This is a genomic window from Polaribacter vadi, assembly GCF_001761365.1.
GTDB classification, from domain to species: Bacteria; Bacteroidota; Bacteroidia; order Flavobacteriales; family Flavobacteriaceae; genus Polaribacter; species Polaribacter vadi.
This window is the reverse complement of sequence record NZ_CP017477.1, coordinates 2,604,550-2,621,108: the sequence shown is the minus strand read 5'-3', so window position 1 is coordinate 2,621,108 and position 16,559 is coordinate 2,604,550. Positions and strand designations below refer to the sequence as shown.

18 protein-coding genes are annotated in these 16,559 nt (G+C 29.5%); 10 read left to right on the top strand and 8 right to left on the bottom strand.

The genetic code is table 11. The features are described from left to right. Nucleotide 1 precedes the first annotated feature (1 nt). Nucleotides 2-1,279 carry a branched-chain amino acid transport system II carrier protein gene (brnQ, locus tag LPB03_RS11320; protein WP_065319720.1) on the top strand — a complete coding sequence of 426 codons (1,278 nt, stop codon included), beginning with the start codon at nucleotides 2-4 and terminating at the stop codon, nucleotides 1,277-1,279. A gap of 113 nt (nucleotides 1,280-1,392) precedes the next feature. Here the strand turns inward: brnQ and LPB03_RS11315 are convergent, their stop codons facing one another. Both LPB03_RS11315 and LPB03_RS11310 read right to left on the bottom strand, forming a co-directional pair. Next, on the bottom strand, nucleotides 1,393-1,980 hold the full coding sequence (locus tag LPB03_RS11315; RefSeq protein WP_065319719.1) for a hypothetical protein: 588 nt from the start codon (nucleotides 1,978-1,980) through the stop codon (nucleotides 1,393-1,395). Between the two features lie 5 nt (nucleotides 1,981-1,985). Next, nucleotides 1,986-2,549 (bottom strand): YceI family protein, encoded by a 564-nt coding sequence (locus LPB03_RS11310; protein ID WP_065319718.1) that lies wholly within the window; start codon nucleotides 2,547-2,549, stop codon nucleotides 1,986-1,988. 119 nt (nucleotides 2,550-2,668) lie between these two features. On the opposite strand from LPB03_RS11310, the gene LPB03_RS11305 reads away from it, so the two are divergent. Then, entirely contained in the window at nucleotides 2,669-3,526 is an 858-nt protein-coding gene (locus LPB03_RS11305) for a winged helix-turn-helix domain-containing protein (protein ID WP_065319717.1), read from the top strand. Between the two features lie 63 nt (nucleotides 3,527-3,589). On the opposite strand, the gene LPB03_RS11300 is transcribed toward LPB03_RS11305, so the two are convergent. The 5 genes from LPB03_RS11300 to LPB03_RS11280 form a co-directional block, all read right to left on the bottom strand. Beyond that, nucleotides 3,590-4,603, bottom strand: coding sequence for a transporter family protein (locus LPB03_RS11300; RefSeq protein WP_065319716.1), 1,014 nt, complete (start codon nucleotides 4,601-4,603; stop codon nucleotides 3,590-3,592). Further along, a complete protein-coding gene (locus LPB03_RS11295; protein WP_065319715.1) occupies nucleotides 4,578-5,630 on the bottom strand; it encodes a cytochrome-c peroxidase in 1,053 nt (350 codons plus the stop codon). The genes LPB03_RS11300 and LPB03_RS11295 overlap by 26 nt, the downstream gene beginning before the upstream one ends. A gap of 50 nt (nucleotides 5,631-5,680) precedes the next feature. Continuing rightward, complete coding sequence (locus LPB03_RS11290; protein ID WP_065320122.1) at nucleotides 5,681-6,460, bottom strand: MbnP family protein; 780 nt, start codon at nucleotides 6,458-6,460, stop codon at nucleotides 5,681-5,683. 159 nt (nucleotides 6,461-6,619) lie between these two features. Further along, the gene (locus LPB03_RS11285; protein ID WP_065319714.1) at nucleotides 6,620-6,943 is read right to left on the bottom strand and encodes a hypothetical protein; all 324 of its coding nucleotides are present in this window, start codon (nucleotides 6,941-6,943) and stop codon (nucleotides 6,620-6,622) included. A 149-nt stretch (nucleotides 6,944-7,092) separates the two neighbouring features. After that, the gene (locus tag LPB03_RS11280) at nucleotides 7,093-7,755 is read right to left on the bottom strand and encodes a hypothetical protein (RefSeq protein ID WP_065319713.1); all 663 of its coding nucleotides are present in this window, start codon (nucleotides 7,753-7,755) and stop codon (nucleotides 7,093-7,095) included. Nucleotides 7,756-7,932: 177 nt separating this feature from the next. Between LPB03_RS11280 and LPB03_RS11275 the strand changes: the two genes are divergently transcribed. Together LPB03_RS11275 and LPB03_RS11270 are read left to right on the top strand one after the other, a co-directional pair. Next, on the top strand, nucleotides 7,933-8,715 hold the full coding sequence (locus LPB03_RS11275; RefSeq protein WP_065319712.1) for an alpha/beta fold hydrolase: 783 nt from the start codon (nucleotides 7,933-7,935) through the stop codon (nucleotides 8,713-8,715). Nucleotides 8,716-8,785: 70 nt separating this feature from the next. Then, nucleotides 8,786-9,790, top strand: coding sequence for a sugar kinase (locus LPB03_RS11270; protein WP_065319711.1), 1,005 nt, complete (start codon nucleotides 8,786-8,788; stop codon nucleotides 9,788-9,790). A 51-nt stretch (nucleotides 9,791-9,841) separates the two neighbouring features. Here the strand turns inward: LPB03_RS11270 and LPB03_RS11265 are convergent, their stop codons facing one another. Further along, a complete protein-coding gene (locus LPB03_RS11265; RefSeq protein WP_065319710.1) occupies nucleotides 9,842-11,134 on the bottom strand; it encodes an aminopeptidase P family protein in 1,293 nt (430 codons plus the stop codon). A gap of 207 nt (nucleotides 11,135-11,341) precedes the next feature. Between LPB03_RS11265 and LPB03_RS11260 the strand changes: the two genes are divergently transcribed. From LPB03_RS11260 to sufC, 6 genes are all read left to right on the top strand, one after another. After that, the gene (locus tag LPB03_RS11260; protein ID WP_170324220.1) at nucleotides 11,342-12,400 is read left to right on the top strand and encodes a cytochrome-c peroxidase; all 1,059 of its coding nucleotides are present in this window, start codon (nucleotides 11,342-11,344) and stop codon (nucleotides 12,398-12,400) included. Between the two features lie 105 nt (nucleotides 12,401-12,505). Next, on the top strand, nucleotides 12,506-12,835 hold the full coding sequence (locus LPB03_RS11255; RefSeq protein ID WP_065319708.1) for a HesB/IscA family protein: 330 nt from the start codon (nucleotides 12,506-12,508) through the stop codon (nucleotides 12,833-12,835). A 37-nt stretch (nucleotides 12,836-12,872) separates the two neighbouring features. Beyond that, nucleotides 12,873-13,265, top strand: a complete 393-nt coding sequence (locus LPB03_RS11250) for a four helix bundle protein (protein ID WP_065319707.1) — start codon at nucleotides 12,873-12,875, stop codon at nucleotides 13,263-13,265. A 109-nt stretch (nucleotides 13,266-13,374) separates the two neighbouring features. Continuing rightward, nucleotides 13,375-14,820 (top strand): Fe-S cluster assembly protein SufB, encoded by a 1,446-nt coding sequence (gene sufB / locus LPB03_RS11245; protein ID WP_065319706.1) that lies wholly within the window; start codon nucleotides 13,375-13,377, stop codon nucleotides 14,818-14,820. Between the two features lie 68 nt (nucleotides 14,821-14,888). Then, on the top strand, nucleotides 14,889-15,728 hold the full coding sequence (locus LPB03_RS11240; protein WP_065319705.1) for an N-acyl homoserine lactonase family protein: 840 nt from the start codon (nucleotides 14,889-14,891) through the stop codon (nucleotides 15,726-15,728). A gap of 32 nt (nucleotides 15,729-15,760) precedes the next feature. After that, nucleotides 15,761-16,510, top strand: a complete 750-nt coding sequence (sufC, locus tag LPB03_RS11235) for a Fe-S cluster assembly ATPase SufC (RefSeq protein WP_065319704.1) — start codon at nucleotides 15,761-15,763, stop codon at nucleotides 16,508-16,510. Nucleotides 16,511-16,559: the final 49 nt, after the last annotated feature.

Here is a 16,559-nt window from a genome sequence, read left to right as displayed (position 1 = left end):
TTTGAATAAAACAAAAGAAATTTGGATTGCTGGTTTTGCACTATTTTCACTCTTTTTTGGAGCAGGAAATTTAATTCTACCTCCAACTTTGGGCTTAAAATCTGGGGAAGATTGGTGGATTGTTGTGTTGGGTTTTATCATTACAGCCATTGCAATTCCTATTTTGGCAATTTTTGCACATGCAAAATTACAAGGTACTTTGTATGATTTTGGTAAAAAAGTATCACCAATTTTTAGTACTACTTTTTGTTTTTTGATTTACATTATTGCAGTTGCAATTCCATCTCCAAGAACAGCTGCAGTTACTCATGAAATGGCAGTGCAACCTTTTTTCGATTCGCCACCAATTATAACAAGCATCATTTACTTTGTTTTGGTGTTTGTTTTTGCTGTAAATCGTTCTAGAATTATTGGGTTAATTGGTAAGTTTTTAACGCCAATTATTGTTGTTATTTTACTCATTATTATCGGAATTGCATTTTTTACATCACCAGGAAATGTACAACCATCAACCTTTAAAAACCCTTTTATTGATGGTATTTTAGAAGGTTATCAAACCTTTGATGCCATTGCAGGCGTTGTTGTTGGAGCCGTAATTATTATTTCTTTAGATTATAGTAGCCACACAACTTTTACGGCTAGGAGAGCTTTAATTAGAAAAGCTGGTTTTATTGCTGGTTTTGGTTTGCTGTTAATTTACGGAGGTTTAATTTTAAGCGGTTCCTTATTTTCATCAACATTTGTAGAAAATGCTTCAAGAATTGAAGTTTTATCAGGTTTAAGCACTCAAACATTAGGCAATTTAGGCACAACTTTTTTAAGTGTTTTAGTAGCTTTAGCATGTTTTACAACTGCTGTAGGTATTGTAACAGGAACTGCAGATTATATAAAAGGTATTTTTAACAATTCAAAACAAGCCTATTTAATTACTGCTGCAATTTGTGCTGTAATTGGCATTATTGTAGGTAGTTATAATGTTGGTTTTATTATTGATGTTGCTGTGCCTGCTTTAATGTTTGTGTATCCAATAACCATCGTTTTAATTTTACTGAATGTTGTGCCAGAAAAATTTACATCAAAATTAATTTTTAGAGGCGTTATTTTAGTAACATTTATATTTAGCATTCCAGACTTTTTGGTGTTTATACCTGGATTTAATAGTATGGCAACAACTTTAAAAGGTTTTATTCCTTTGGGAGAGTTTAGCTTAGGTTGGGTAATTCCTTCTTTTTTGGTTTTTGTTTTATTGAATTTATTTCCAAAACAAGCAAATACCTAAAAACTCTATTGAAAACTGGATTGATATAAAGACCGAATATTATCGATAAGAAAAAAAACCTCAGTTGCATTATCTTAAAATGTTGTTCGTTTGAAAAAAAATAAGTTATGATTTTATTTCTCACAAAAATCATCATTTAACTCAATTTCATCCAAAGTTTTCCAAACTTCGTGATTAAATTTTTTTGGCGAAAATTTGAAAAGAATTACAGTTTTTTGAGCTTCTTTACAAAAATTACTTTCAATTTTTACGTTTAAAACAAACCTTTTATTGGTAGCAAAATGATCGAAAGTAAAAACTTTTCCCTCAAAAAAAGTAGTGTGTTTATTCTTTTTTATTTTGGTAATTATCGCTGATGCTTTTTGATCTAAATTATGATTTTCTGTTACGTTGTTTAACCCATCAAAATATTTTTCCAAGTCAGATTTTAATTGCTTAGCAGTAATTTTTTTATCAAAATAAATGCTCCAAACATAGGTGTAAGACCAAAAAAATGTGTGTTCTGGAGTTCGCCAACCTTTTGGAGGAAAACGAACTTCTGCAACTCCCATATACTCTATGTTTTGTGCAAAACCAATAGGAAAAGGAAACACTTCTTTTCCCCAAGTGCTGTCTAATTTTATGAGGTTTTCTTTTTCTGTATTTTGCCCGAAAACAAAAACTGAACAAAATAATATGATCCTAAAAAGTAAGTTTTTCATCTACATTATAATTTTATCGAAACTTCAAAACCAATGGCATCAGAAATAGCACCGTCTTTAAATTTGCTTTCATAGTTTACATTCCATCTTTTTCTGTCAATTTTAAAACGAGTTTGTAGTTCTTTTTCTTGATAATTAAATTCAGCTCGAAAGTTAATCGGTTTTGTAATTCCTTTTAGCGTTAAATTAGCTTCTAATCTTGCATTTGTTTTATCAACATATTCTACTTTTGTAATTACTAATTTTCCCAAAGGATACTTTTTTACATCAAAAAAATCTTCGTTTTTTAAGTGATCTACTAAACCATCTTTTCCTTTTTGTTCTTCAATATCAGTATTTGTTATGGAATTCATGTCAATAATAAATTCACCACCAGTAATTACAGTATTTTGTTTGATGAAATACCCTTCTTTAAAATTGATAAAACCATTATGTCCTCCAAAATAAAACGTGTATTCGCCAATCCATTTTATGGTGCTTTTTTGAATGTTGATGTTTAGTTTTTCTTGTGATAAGGAAGTTAAACTCCATAAAATTGATACTGTAATTAGTAGAAATAATTTTTTCATAAATGTTATTTTAAAATTCGATGTAAATCTATTTCCATATCAAAAAAAAAGTGTCAAAAAAATGTAAAAGAAGTGTAAACAGTTGTAAAATTTGATGGATTTGTTGGTTATTTGCAACAATGACTACAAAGAATATTTTATTAATAACAATTGGTTTTATTTTTTTCTTCGGATGTAATTCGTCTGATACTGAAAACGATATTTTCGAAAAACGCGTAAAAATTGCTTTACGTGAAGTTGGGAATCAATTATTGCTCTCTCAAAAAGATTCGACTTCTTTAATTTTACCTGTTTTAAAAATTGATGAAAGTGAATATCAACTGTCGTTTGAAAAAGCGCTCTCTTTTGAGCCTACTAATTTGGTAACAACTGTTAAAAGTAGTTTTGAAAAGAGTAATTTTAACCAAAATTATTTGGTGGAAGTTTTAAATTGTAAAACGAAAGAAGTTGCTTACAGCTATGAAATAAAAAACGAAACTGAAAAAGATATTATTCCATGTGCAGGAAGATTTTTGCCAGAAAATTGTTATCAAATTCGTTTTAAATTTTTATCAAAAGCGACAAAATTATCTTTTATAAATTGGTTATTTTACCTAATAGTTCCGATTTTTTTAGTGTTTCTTTTTAGAATATTATCAACCAAAAAGAAAAAAGAAATTATTGAGGAACAAAGCACAGCAGAGCATACTAAATTTGGCAGTTTTCAGTTTTATCCAAATCAAAATAAATTAATAAAAGAAGCGCAAGAAATAAGTTTGTCTAAAAAAGAATGTGAGATTTTACAAATTTTTGTGGCGAATCCAAATCAAATTATCAAAAGAGAAGAATTGACCAAAAAAGTTTGGGAAGATCATGGTGTTTTTGTGGGTAGAAGTTTAGACACCTACATTTCTAAACTCCGTAAAAAACTAAAAGATGATGATTCTATAAAACTAACGAATATTCATGGTGTTGGTTATCGATTAGATTTAAAATAGAAAAACGAACAAAATTAATCGTTCGTTTTTCAGTTTAATAACTATCACTTTTAAAAAAAACTATTAATGCAAAGAAAAATTTAAATACAAACTAAAAGATTCCTGAGAAGTCACATCGCCACCAAACAAATTATGTGAAATTGGCAAGGTATAATTTGCTCCAATAATAAAATTCTTGGTGGAAATTTCAGTCCCTAAAGTTCCATTAAAAACAGTACCATCTGTATCTGAGATGGTTTCACCAAATTGCTTAATCTTTTCATATATATTTCCAGAAAGCCCTATAAAAGGCATTAAATTATAATTTTCTTTTGTTATAGAATAAAATAAATTTGATCCATAACTAAACTGATTTCCAAAACGATATTCGTTTTTATTTTCACCCTTTAAATAATAGGTTAAAGAGTTATTTAAACCGAATTTGTTTATGTTGTAAACATGAGAAATGCCCACTATAAAATCGGTACTTCCTGTACCAACTTGAAAACCTGGATTTACTCTGTCTGTTAAAACTTCTTCAAACTTTCCTGTTGGTAATTTTAAACCCAAACCAAACTCTAAAGTATGATTAGACTTTTCTTTTAAAGTTACATATTCAGCTTTCGTTTTATCTACTTTTTTAAATAATTTTAATTTATACCAACCCATAATTGTGGCATCTCCAAAACCGTTTGTGGTTTCTAATCTGTCTTCAAATTTTCGAGTTAAATCTTGATAAGGTAAAATGGCACTCACATAAAAACGTTCATTAATTGGTACTCTTCCCCAAAGTTGATACGTATTAAAACTCTCTTTTGTTGTTGGTGAATTTGCAAAAATACCATCTTTAGATTCAAAAGATGAGAACACATATCTTACTCCAACAAAACTTGCGTTATTTAAAGTTCCCAAACCGAAACTACCTCCACCAGTTGTACTGCTACAAACATCACAAAAAAAGAATTCGAAAGATGTTTCGTGATTATGATTTAGGCAAATATCTTCTTTCTCTTTAGAAAAGGTATTTAAAGAAACTACTATAAATGCGACTAAAAAAACTCTTTTTATAAGGCTAAAATTCTGCAAAACGTTTATCATTTAAAAATGTATTATCTGTTAATGTTTTTAAAAAGGCAATTAAATTTGTTTTTTCTTCTGCTGATAAATCAATGCCTAAACTTCCATCAGCTTTTCGTAAAGAAGCATCTACTACTCCTCCATTTTCAGTCATTCCATCTGTGTAAAAATCTAAAACCGCTTCTAAAGTTTTAAATCGTCCATCATGCATATAAGGAAAAGACATTTCTATATTTCGCAAACTTGGTACTCTAAATTTGTAAAAATCATCAGCAAAACCAGAAACACGTTTTCTACCTTCTTCTTCAGGAAATTTTGAGTTGTAAGGAATTCCGTTATTTCTATAGCTTTTATCTGTAAATAAAGCCCCTGAATGACAAGATGCACATTTGTTTTCAAAGGTTTTTAAACCCGCATTTTCTGATGCTGTAAATGTGATATTTTCTTCATTTCTAGTAACTTTATCATAGTTAGAATTGGCAGAAATCATAGTAACCATAAATTGAGAAAGTGCTTTTAGCATACGCTCAGAAGTTATTTCTTGATCTCCAAAAGCCTCTTCAAAAAGTTTGGCATATTTTACATCTGCATTTAACTTTGCTAACACTGATGGAATGGTTTCATTCATTTCAAAATCGCTAGTAATAGGAATTATGGGTTGCAAATCCAAATGAATTGCAGCCCCATCCCAAGTAAATTCTGTAAAATAGGCTAAATTTTGAATTGGTTGTGCGTTTCTAAAACCAACAGCACTATTTACACCATGACTAACTGTATGTCCATGATGTGTAAATGCCGATTTTTGTTCGTGACAAAATCCACAAGAAACAATATTACTAGAAGACAATTTTCCTTCATAAAATAGTTCTTTACCTAATGCAACACCTTCTTCTGTTAAAGGATTTTTAGATAAATCGTAAGCAATATCAGGAAAATTACTTGGGTTTATAAAGTTAATATTCGTGGGAATTTTCACGTATTCATCATCATTATTTGAACAACCAAATAATGCAAGCGTTCCTAAAAAAATGAAAAATATTTTTTTCATCATTTATAAAATAAAGCGTTGTTTATTGCTAAACAACGCTCAATTAAATGTTAGTTATGAACGTGATCTATGCTAAACATTCCGTTTACGTTCTCTGCAATTTGGGGCGATTTTACAGCATCAACATGAATCTGAGGAGCATCATCTAACATAAAATTTGTTGTTCCTGTTAAAATGTTTGCAACATTAGCAACCACATGAACTTCTGGTGTTAGCATCGTTCTAATACGTGCAGAATTCGTGAAATTTACAGTAACTTCTTTATAATTATCTAAAGCTGTTCCATGACTTCCCATATGAAAAGCGAATGCTGTAGGAGTTGCTGTATTATCTGAAGTATAATCGCCTTCAAAAACCACGAATTTGTAGCCAGCTTGCCAGCTCCACATCATTCCTGCATCTTGTGCTAATGTTAAAAAATCTCCTTGACCAGTGGCTCCAGTTAGGTATTTTTCTTGATCAACACCAATTCCAAAAGTCATTTTTGTATAATTTCCAGCAGGAATATTTTTAAGGTTTATAAATTGAGAACTTATAGTGCTTTCATCAACAATAAAATAAGATTCTTCTTTTGGATAGGTAAAAACGGCACCCTCTTCAGTCTCTAATTTAAAGTTGCTTACAATATATTTTACTGAAGAAATATTTATTTTTTCTGATAAATTTGAGGTGTAAGAAGTACTATTCAATATCAAATCTGAATCACCAAAAGCATTATCGAATTCAATTGATAAATTTCCTTCTCCAGAAATAATTTCTTCCTCTTCTGCAGAACAAGCAGTTAGTGTTGCTGCAATAAAAAAAGCAGCGATATATTTTGTTATTTTCATTTTGCCAAACATTTTGTTCACTTACTTTTTAAGTGAACTTATTTAAATAATAAGATGTGTTTTTTTGTTGATAAAAGCCATTCATCATTAAAAATGAAGGTCCATCAACAGTTATAAAACTGAAAGAATTTTTCAATTTTATACAATAATTACAAGTATTTAAATAATAAAATCTGGTGGTTGTTCTAAACGAGAAGTTATATTTCTTGGATGTAAAGAAGTTAGCATCCAATTATTTTCTTTAGCTATTTTAAATGCTAAAGTTTTTTCTATATCGTTATTTTTATATTGATGAAAAACAGGAAAAAAAGCTTCAGTAATGTGTAGAACTCCTTGCGTATCTTCTGTAGGAGTTTCTGATGGTGTAATCATTTTTGATAAATGACATTTACCATTACAAGCCATTTCTGGTTCGTCTTTATTAATACAATAGGTATCAATAATATAATCTATATTTAGTTGAAAATAGGCTAAATAACCCACAGAATATACTGGCCTTAAAGCAAAGACGAGTAAAAATAATATGGTTACTGTTTTTTTCAGCGTAAAAAATTTTCACAAAGATAAAATAGAAAAATCTTTTAACATTACTTTTTAACAGTTAAATAAAGGTGTTTAGCAAATACTTTAAACTACTTTTCAATGCTAATTTTTTTAATTTTTGATGATGAATTAATATTATCATTATCAAAAATAAATTTATAATTATGAACTATAACTGAATTTAAATTTTCAACTAATTTTAAATTTGGATATGCTTTTCTTACCTCTTCAAAATTATTACCAATTCCAATTCCCTCATTTGTTTTGTAATTAGGTGTTGTAATCTCAATTTTATCAATTTTAGATTTATCAGAAGAATTTGCGAACGCAAAACCAATAACTTTTGCATTTGCATCCATTATTTGATATCCTTTAAAAGTACTTTCATCTTTTTCTTGATTTTCTCTTTTAAATTTATCTGAATGATCCATAAAAGTATCACCAACTTTTATACCTTCAAAATGAACCGTTTTTGTGTCAGTTAATTTTATAGAGTTTTCAAGTTTATTATCAGTATTTGCAACATTTTTTATAGCAGATATTTCAACAGATTCTACAGGTTGTTTATTTTCCTTTTCTGTTTGATTATTAAGTTGATTGTCCTGTTTTATTTGCTTTGTAGAACTTTCTACTTTATCACTATTTTGCTCTTTTTCTTCTGTAGATGATTTTGTTTGACCTTGCGTTTTATTTTTACAAGAAATAAAAGAAATAAAACTAAATACAGCGATTGTTAAGATTAATTTTTTCATGGTTGATGATTTTTATGTATCAAAAGTAGCACAAAATACTCCTTAAAATTTTACATAATTTTTAAGATTTGTTATAAACTGATTCTAAATAATGCTAAGAATTACTCAAAATTATACCCACTAATTAAAAAGTAGTATTTTTACATCTGATTTTTAGAATTTTAAACACAACCATATTTGTTAAATTACTACTCTTATCCGCATAAAACTTCTGAAGAATGGGTAACTTTTGTACATGGTGCAGGAGGTAGTAGTTCTATTTGGTATAAGCAAATTAGAGATTTTAAGAAGCAATTTAACGTGCTAATTTTAGATTTGCGAGGTCATGGAAATAGCAAACCTAGTTTAAAAGACACCTTTAATTCTAAATACACATTCGATTCTATTACTGCAGATATTGTTGAGGTTATTGATTTTTTAAAAATTGAAAAATCTCATTTTATTGGTATTTCTTTAGGTACAATTTTAATAAGAAATTTAGCCGAAAAAAGACCAGAATTAGTACAAAGTATGATTATGGGTGGTGCCATTATTAAGATGAATTTTCGCTCTCAAGTTTTAATGAAAGTTGGCAATATTTTTAAATCTGTGGTGCCTTATATGCTCCTTTACAAATTATTTGCATTTATTATTATGCCAAATAAAAATCATAAGAAATCTAGATTGTTATTTGTAAACGAAGCTAAAAAATTATACCAAAAAGAGTTTATTCGTTGGTTTAAATTAACCTCGGAAATCAATCCACTTTTGCGTTTTTTTAGAACAAAAGATATTAAAATCCCAACATTGTATATTATGGGTGCAGAAGATCATTTGTTTTTGCCATCTATAAAAAATATCGTTTCTAAACACAAAACTTCCTCTTTAGTTGTGGTTGATAAATGTGGTCATGTTGTAAATGTCGAGCAACCAGCAGTTTTCAACAATCAAACAATTCAGTTTATTTCTGCGCTTGCTTAAAATTATTGGAATCATTTCATTGGTTTACCAGATTTTATCTTTTATATTTACCTTTTTTAAACGTTGATAAATGAATCAAATTATAACATTTGGCGAAGTTTTAATGAGAATTTCTCCTCAAGGAAACAGAAAGTTTGTACAATCGAATGCTGTTGAATTTTATTTTGGTGGCACAGAATTAAACGTAGGAATTTCTATTGCAAATTTTGGCGGAAATGTAAAGCATATTTCTTGTATTTCTGATGATTTTATTGGGGATACTGCAATTTCCTATTTAAATAAATTTGATTTAGATACTTCTGCAATTGTGCGTTCTCCAAGACCTTTGGGTGTTTATTTTTTAGAAGTTGGTGCTGTTATGAGAGCAAGTTCTATTTCTTATAATCGATCTCATTCTTCTTTTTCCGAAATTAAACCAGCAATGGTAAATTGGGAAAAATCTTTAGAAAATGGCAAATGGTTTCATTGGACAGGAATTACGCCAGCTTTAAATAAAGGAAGTCAAGAAACACTTTTAGAAGGTTTAAAATTAGCTAGAAAAAAAGGAATGCAAGTTTCTGCAGACCCAACATACAGAAGTGGATTGTGGAAATATGGTGAAAACGCAAAAGATGTTTTATCGGAATTGGTACATCATTCCACTATTTTTATTGGCGGAATTAATGAAATTAACGAACTTTTAGAAACGAACTTTTCGTATTCAAATGACGATTTTATTAAAGCAAGTAAACAATTAATAGAAAAATATCCATCCATAGAAAAAGTGTTCGATAAAATAAGAACTTCCATAAATTCTTCTTGGCATAAAATCAGAGCAAGAATGTGGAATGGTAAAGAATTTAAAGAAACCGAAGATTTAGATATTACACATATAATCGATAGAATTGGAACTGGAGATGCTTTTGCAGCTGGTTTAATTCATGGTTTGCAAAAGTTTGAAGATTTTAAAGCCATGCAATTTGCGTCTGCAGCTTGCGCTATAAAACATACGTATTTAGGTGATGTAAATTACGCCAACGAAAAAGATGTAATTACTATTTTAAATGGCGAAATTACTGGTAGATTAAATCGATAAAAACAAAAAAGCGAGCATAGAGCTCGCTTTTAAAATACTTTTTTTAAAGGATTAAGAATTCATCAAATCCTCAATTTCATCAGCTTCAATTGGTATATTTCCCATTAAATTAAAAGGTTCTCCTTGTTGTTGAATTACAACATCATCTTCTAAACGTATTCCAAAACCTTCCTCTGGAATATAAATACCAGGCTCTACAGTAAACACCATATTTGCTTGCATTGGTTCGTGTAAAAGACCATAATCATGTGTATCTAAACCAATATTATGCGAAGTTCCGTGCATAAAATATTTTTTATAAGCAGGCCAATTTTTATCTTCATTCTGCACATCAGCTTTGTCTAACAAACCTAATTTTAATAATTCAGAAGTCATCAAATCACCGACTTCTTTATGATATTCTTTCCAAATAGTTCCTGGAACTAATAATTTTGTTGCTTCTTTTTTTACGTGATTTACAGCATTATACACTTCTTTTTGTCTATCAGAATAACGACCAGAAACAGGAATTGTTCTGCTTAAATCACTTTTGTAATTTGCATATTCTGCAGCAATATCAAACAAAATTAAATCGCCATTTTTACACTGCTGATTATTCTCTACATAATGCAAAACGTTAGCGTTATTTCCACTTGCAATAATTGGTGTGTATGCAAAACCTTTAGATCTATTTCTTACAAATTCGTGTAGCAATTCAGCCTCAATTTCATATTCCCAAACATCTGGTTTTACAAAGTTTAAAATTCGTCTGAAACCTTTTTCTGTAATGTTGCAAGCCTGTTGCATTAAATCCAATTCAATTGGGTCTTTTACAGAACGTAAACGCTGTAAAATAGGATTGCTTTTTGCTACAGAATGTGCTGGAAATTTTGCCAATAACCATTTTGTAAAACGATCTTCGCGAGTTTCTGTTGCTACATTTGCTCTATAATGTTCGTTTGTGTTGATGTAAAAAGTATCTGCATATGTGCTCATTTCGAACAATACTTTTTCTAAGTCTTGTAGCCAATACACAGTTTTAATTCCACTTGTTTTAAAAGCAGCTTCTTTGGTTAATTTTTCACCTTCCCAAACAGCAATATGCTCATTTGTTTCCGTTAAAAATAAAACTTCTCTTAAAGCTGAATTTGGGCAATCAGGAAATAGCATCAAAATACTTTCTTCTTGATCTACACCAGATAAATAAAAAATATCTCTATGTTGTTCAAAAGGCATTGTACTATCTGCAGATATTGGATAAATATCGTTAGAATTAAAAATAGCGATACTTTTTGGCTGCATTGCTGCTGCAAAGTTTTTACGATTTTTTATGAATAAATTGGAGTCTATTTGATGATATTTCATTGGTAGTATTTTTAATGAAATACAAAGGTAGGAATAATAAAAGAGGATTTTTTGTCTTTTAAAAAGGTTTCTATTTATATCTACTGATAATGGATTTTATACAATTTCTTTTTAATTGAAAAACAACAACTATAAATTTAAAAACTTAAATTTGATGTGAAATTATGTACTTTTAAAAAACTTTATTAAGTTTCAAAAAGCTTAAAAATGACAAAAACATATATTTTTCTTCTCTCCTTTTTTCTGTTGATGAATTGCGCATCAAAAGAAGAAGAAATTTATACACCAATTCCATATCGTTTAGAAATTCCACAAATATTTGCAGACAAATTAATTGCGCCTATAATTCCTACAAATAACCCTTTAACTGAAGAAGGTGTGGCATTGGGTAAGAAACTTTTTTTTGATAAAATTCTTTCTGCTGATGAAACAAAATCTTGTGCAAGTTGCCACAATCCAAAAAGTGCTTTTTCAGACAACCAACAATTTAGTTTAGGAATTGATGGAGAGTTTGGTTTTAGAAACGCAATGCCCTTATTTAATTTAGCTTGGAATTTTGATGATCGTTTTAATTGGGATGGAAGTGCTTTTGGTTTAGAAAATCAAGCTTTTGAACCCGTTTCAAATCCTATTGAATTGCATGCAAATTGGAAAAATATTGCCAAAAAAATGCAGAATCATCCAGAATATCCAAATTTATTTTTACGAGCATTTGGCACAGCAACTATAGATTCCACTTTAATTACCAAAGCAATTACGCAGTTTGAAAGAACACTTATTTCTGGCAACTCAAAATTCGATCAATTTTTACTTGGAAACGAAACTTTAACACCTGAAGAAGAAAATGGTTTTAATGTTTTTATGGATGAAGCAAAAGGCGATTGCTTTCATTGTCATGGAAGTAACAACAATCCTCTTTGGACAGATAATCAATTTCATAACAATGGTTTGGATAGCAATTTTACAGATGTAGGATTGAGCAAAATTACTGGAGATCCTGCAGATAATGGAAAATTTAAATCGCCTTCTCTTAGAAATTTAGCATTTACAGCTCCTTACATGCATGATGGACGGTTTGCAACCTTAGAAGAAGTTATCAATCATTATTCAGAAGGCTTAAAACCATCTGCGACTATAGATCCTTTAATGAAAAAAATTGATAAAGGAGGCGTACATTTATCAACCAAAGATAAAACCGATTTAAAAGCTTTTTTATTATCACTAACCGACTTAGAATTTGTTAATAACACTGCCTTTCAAGAATAATCGATAAAACCAATAGTTACATTAATCTTGGTAATCAATTTAACAAAGTTTGTTCAAGTTATATCGTATCTTTGCAGACAATTTAGATTAAATCTATTTAAAATTATGATAAAAGTTTCAGACACAGCAAAGAAAAAAGTCATTGAATTAATGACTGACGATGGCTTTGACGCAGCTAAAGATTATGTTAGAGTGGGTGTAAAAAGTGGTGGTTGTTCAGGTTTATCTTACGATTTAACTTTTGATAAAGAAAGACAAGAAACCGATAAGATTTTTGAAGAAAATAACGTAAAACTTATTGTTGACAAAAAAAGCTTTTTATATTTAGTAGGTACCACTTTAGAATATTCTGGAGGTTTAAACGGAAAAGGTTTTGTTTTTAACAATCCAAACGCAAATAGAACTTGTGGTTGTGGAGAAAGCTTCTCTTTATAAAGAAGGGTTCAAGATTTAAAGTTTAAAATTCAAAGTTATGGCAACCGTTAAAATTTTTGAAGATTTAGAAATTTGGAAACTTTCTAGAATTCTTTGTAATGATATAAACATAGTTGCAAATAATACAGAATTAAAAAAAGATTATAGATTATACAATCAAATAGATGGTTCTTCTGGTTCAGTTATGGATAATATTGCAGAAGGATTTGAAAGAAATGGAAATAAAGAATTTATCCAATTTCTATCAATAGCAAAAGCATCTTGTGGAGAAACAAGATCTCAATTATACCGAGTTTTTGATAGAAATTATATAAATGAAAAAGATTTTAATAAATTAAAAAATCAAGCAATTGCTTTAAGTAAAATGATTGGTGGTTTTATTAGCTATTTACAAAAAAGCGATTTTAAAGGAAGTAAGTACAAAGATTAAATTTACATCTTTATATTATAAAAAAAATAAAAGATTCAAAAAACTCGAAAATTTTAAAGGTTTGAGTAAGAAATTTTGAATTTTAAACATTAAATTTTGAACCTGAAGTATGAAATACACAGAAGACGATTTAGAATTAGAATTAAAAACCAAAGAATATGCGTATGGTTTTTATACAGATATAGAAAGTGATACGTTTCCAATAGGTTTAAGTGAAGATGTTGTGAGAGCAATTTCTAAAAAGAAAAACGAGCCAGAATGGATGACAAACTGGCGTTTAGAAGCTTATAGAGTTTGGGAACAAATGGAAGAACCAGAATGGGCTAATGTACATTATGAAAAACCAAAATTTCAAGACATTGCCTATTATTCTGCTCCAAAAAAGAAACCAAAATTAAATTCTTTAGATGAAGTAGATCCTGAATTATTAGACACTTTTAAACGTTTAGGAATTTCTTTAGATGAACAAAAAAAATTAGCGAATGTTGCTGTAGATATTGTAATGGATTCTGTTTCTGTTGCAACTACTTTCAAAAAAACATTAGGTGAAAAGGGTATTATTTTTATGCCAATTTCAGAAGCTATTCAAGAGCATCCAGAATTGGTTAGAAAATATTTAGGAACTGTTGTACCAACAACAGACAATTTTTATGCGGCTTTAAATTCAGCTGTTTTTTCTGACGGATCTTTCTGTTACATTCCAAAAGGAGTTAAATGTCCAATGGAATTATCAACCTATTTTAGAATTAATGAAGGTGGAACAGGACAGTTTGAAAGAACTTTAGTTGTTGCAGATAAAGGAAGTTATGTTTCTTATTTAGAAGGTTGTACAGCTCCAAGTAGAGATGAAAATCAACTACATGCAGCAGTTGTAGAATTAATTGCCATGGATGATGCAGAAATTAAATATTCTACTGTACAAAACTGGTATCCAGGAAACAAAGAAGGAAAAGGTGGGGTTTACAATTTTGTAACCAAAAGAGGTTTGTGTGAAACCAATGCAAAAATTTCTTGGACTCAAGTAGAAACAGGTTCTGCTGTAACTTGGAAATATCCTTCTTGTATTTTAAAAGGAAATAATTCTGTAGGTGAGTTTTACTCAATTGCAGTTACTAATAATTTTCAGCAAGCTGATACAGGAACAAAAATGATTCATTTGGGAAAAAACACCAAATCAACCATTATTTCTAAAGGTATTTCTGCTGGTAATTCTCAAAACTCATATAGAGGTTTAGTGCAGATAAATAGCAGAGCAGAAAATGCGCGTAATTTCTCTCAATGTGATTCTTTGTTGATGGGTAATGCTTGTGGAGCACACACATTCCCTTACATCGAAGTTAAAAATAAAACGGCTCAAATAGAACATGAAGCAACCACTAGTAAAATTGGTGAAGAGCAATTGTTTTATTGTAACCAAAGAGGTATTGATACAGAAAAAGCAATCGCTTTAATTGTAAACGGATTTAGTAAAGAAGTTTTAAATAAATTACCAATGGAATTTGCTGTGGAAGCACAAAAATTATTGGAAATTTCTTTAGAGGGTTCTGTTGGATAGTAAAATTTGTATCCTTCAAGGTTAAAAAAAACCTTGCAAGTTGTAATCAAACACAAATTATTAAAATTATGAAAAAAATATTATTCATGTTTCTTGCAATTAGCATTGTTAGTTGTAAAAATGCCGAGAAAAAGGCTGAAGAAACTAAAAAACCAGAAGTAAAACTATATCAATTAGTTGGGGGTTCAATTTTGGTTAAAAAGTTAGAAGTTTTTTCTCAGGACACAACGTATACAGGTCAGCAAAAACAATTTACAGATGCTTATTATATTATTTCGCATCCAAAGGGAAATTTAATGTGGGATGCAGGTTTGCCAGAACAATTGGTAATGCCAGATCCTTTTGATGAGCCAAGTGGAGTGTATAGAATTCAAAGACCAGATTCTTTGGAAAATCAACTAAAATCGAAAGGTTTTCAAATTGAAGATTTTGAATATTTTGCAATGTCTCATTCGCATTTCGATCATACAGGACACGCAAATTATATGCAAGAAGCAACTTGGATTGTTCAAGAAAACGAATATAATTCTGTTGTTGGTGATTCTGCAGTAGCAAGAAATCCTGTTTTGGAAACGCTTAAAGAAGTAAAAAAACTAAATGGAGATCATGATGTTTTTGGAGATGGAACAGTGGTTATAAAATACATGCCTGGTCATACAGTTGGGCATCAAGCTTTGTATGTTGAGGTTTCAGGTTTAGAAAAACCAGTTTTATTAACTGGAGATTTATATCACTTTGAAGAAAACAGAACTAATAAAAGAGTGCCTTCTTTTAATTACGATGTAGAAGCAACTTTAAAAAGTATGGAGCAATTTGAAGCTTTTGCAAAAGAGAAAAATGCAGATGTTATTATACAGCATTCTCCAAAAGATTTTGAAAAATTAGAAAAATTATTAAACAGCTTATAGTTAAAAACTACAAGCAAATAGCTTAAAACACAATGTTAAAAATCAATAATTTATACGCCTCAATTGATGAAAAATCAATTTTAAAAGGATTAAATTTAGAAGTAAACGCTGGTGAAGTTCACGCAATTATGGGCCCAAATGGTGCTGGTAAAAGTACATTAGCAAATATTATTGCTGGTAAAGAAGATTACGAAGTTACTGATGGAGTTATCGAATTAAATGGAGAAGATATTAGCGAACTTGCTCCAGAAGAAAGAGCTCATAATGGTGTTTTCTTATCTTTTCAATATCCTGTAGAAATTCCTGGAGTTTCTGTTACAAACTTTATCAAAACAGCGATTAACGAAACTAGAAAAGCAAAAGGTTTAGAAGACATGCCTGCAAAAGATATGTTAAAAATGATTCGTGAAAAATCTGAATTGTTAGAAATAGATCGTAAATTTTTATCTCGTTCTTTAAACGAAGGTTTTTCTGGAGGAGAAAAGAAACGTAACGAAATTTTTCAAATGGCAATGTTAGAGCCAAAATTAGCGATTTTAGACGAAACTGATTCTGGTTTAGATATTGATGCTTTGCGTATTGTTGCAAATGGCGTTAACAAATTAAAATCTAAAGACAATGCTGTAATTGTAATTACACACTACCAACGTTTGTTAGATTATATTCTTCCAGATTTTGTACACGTTTTATACGATGGTAAAATTGTAAAAACTGGTGATGCTTCTTTAGCTTTAGAATTAGAGGCAAAAGGATATGATTGGATTAAGCAAGAATTGGTATAACCAATTCCTGTTCAAAATTCAAAATTTTTAGTTCAAGGTTAAAAAACTT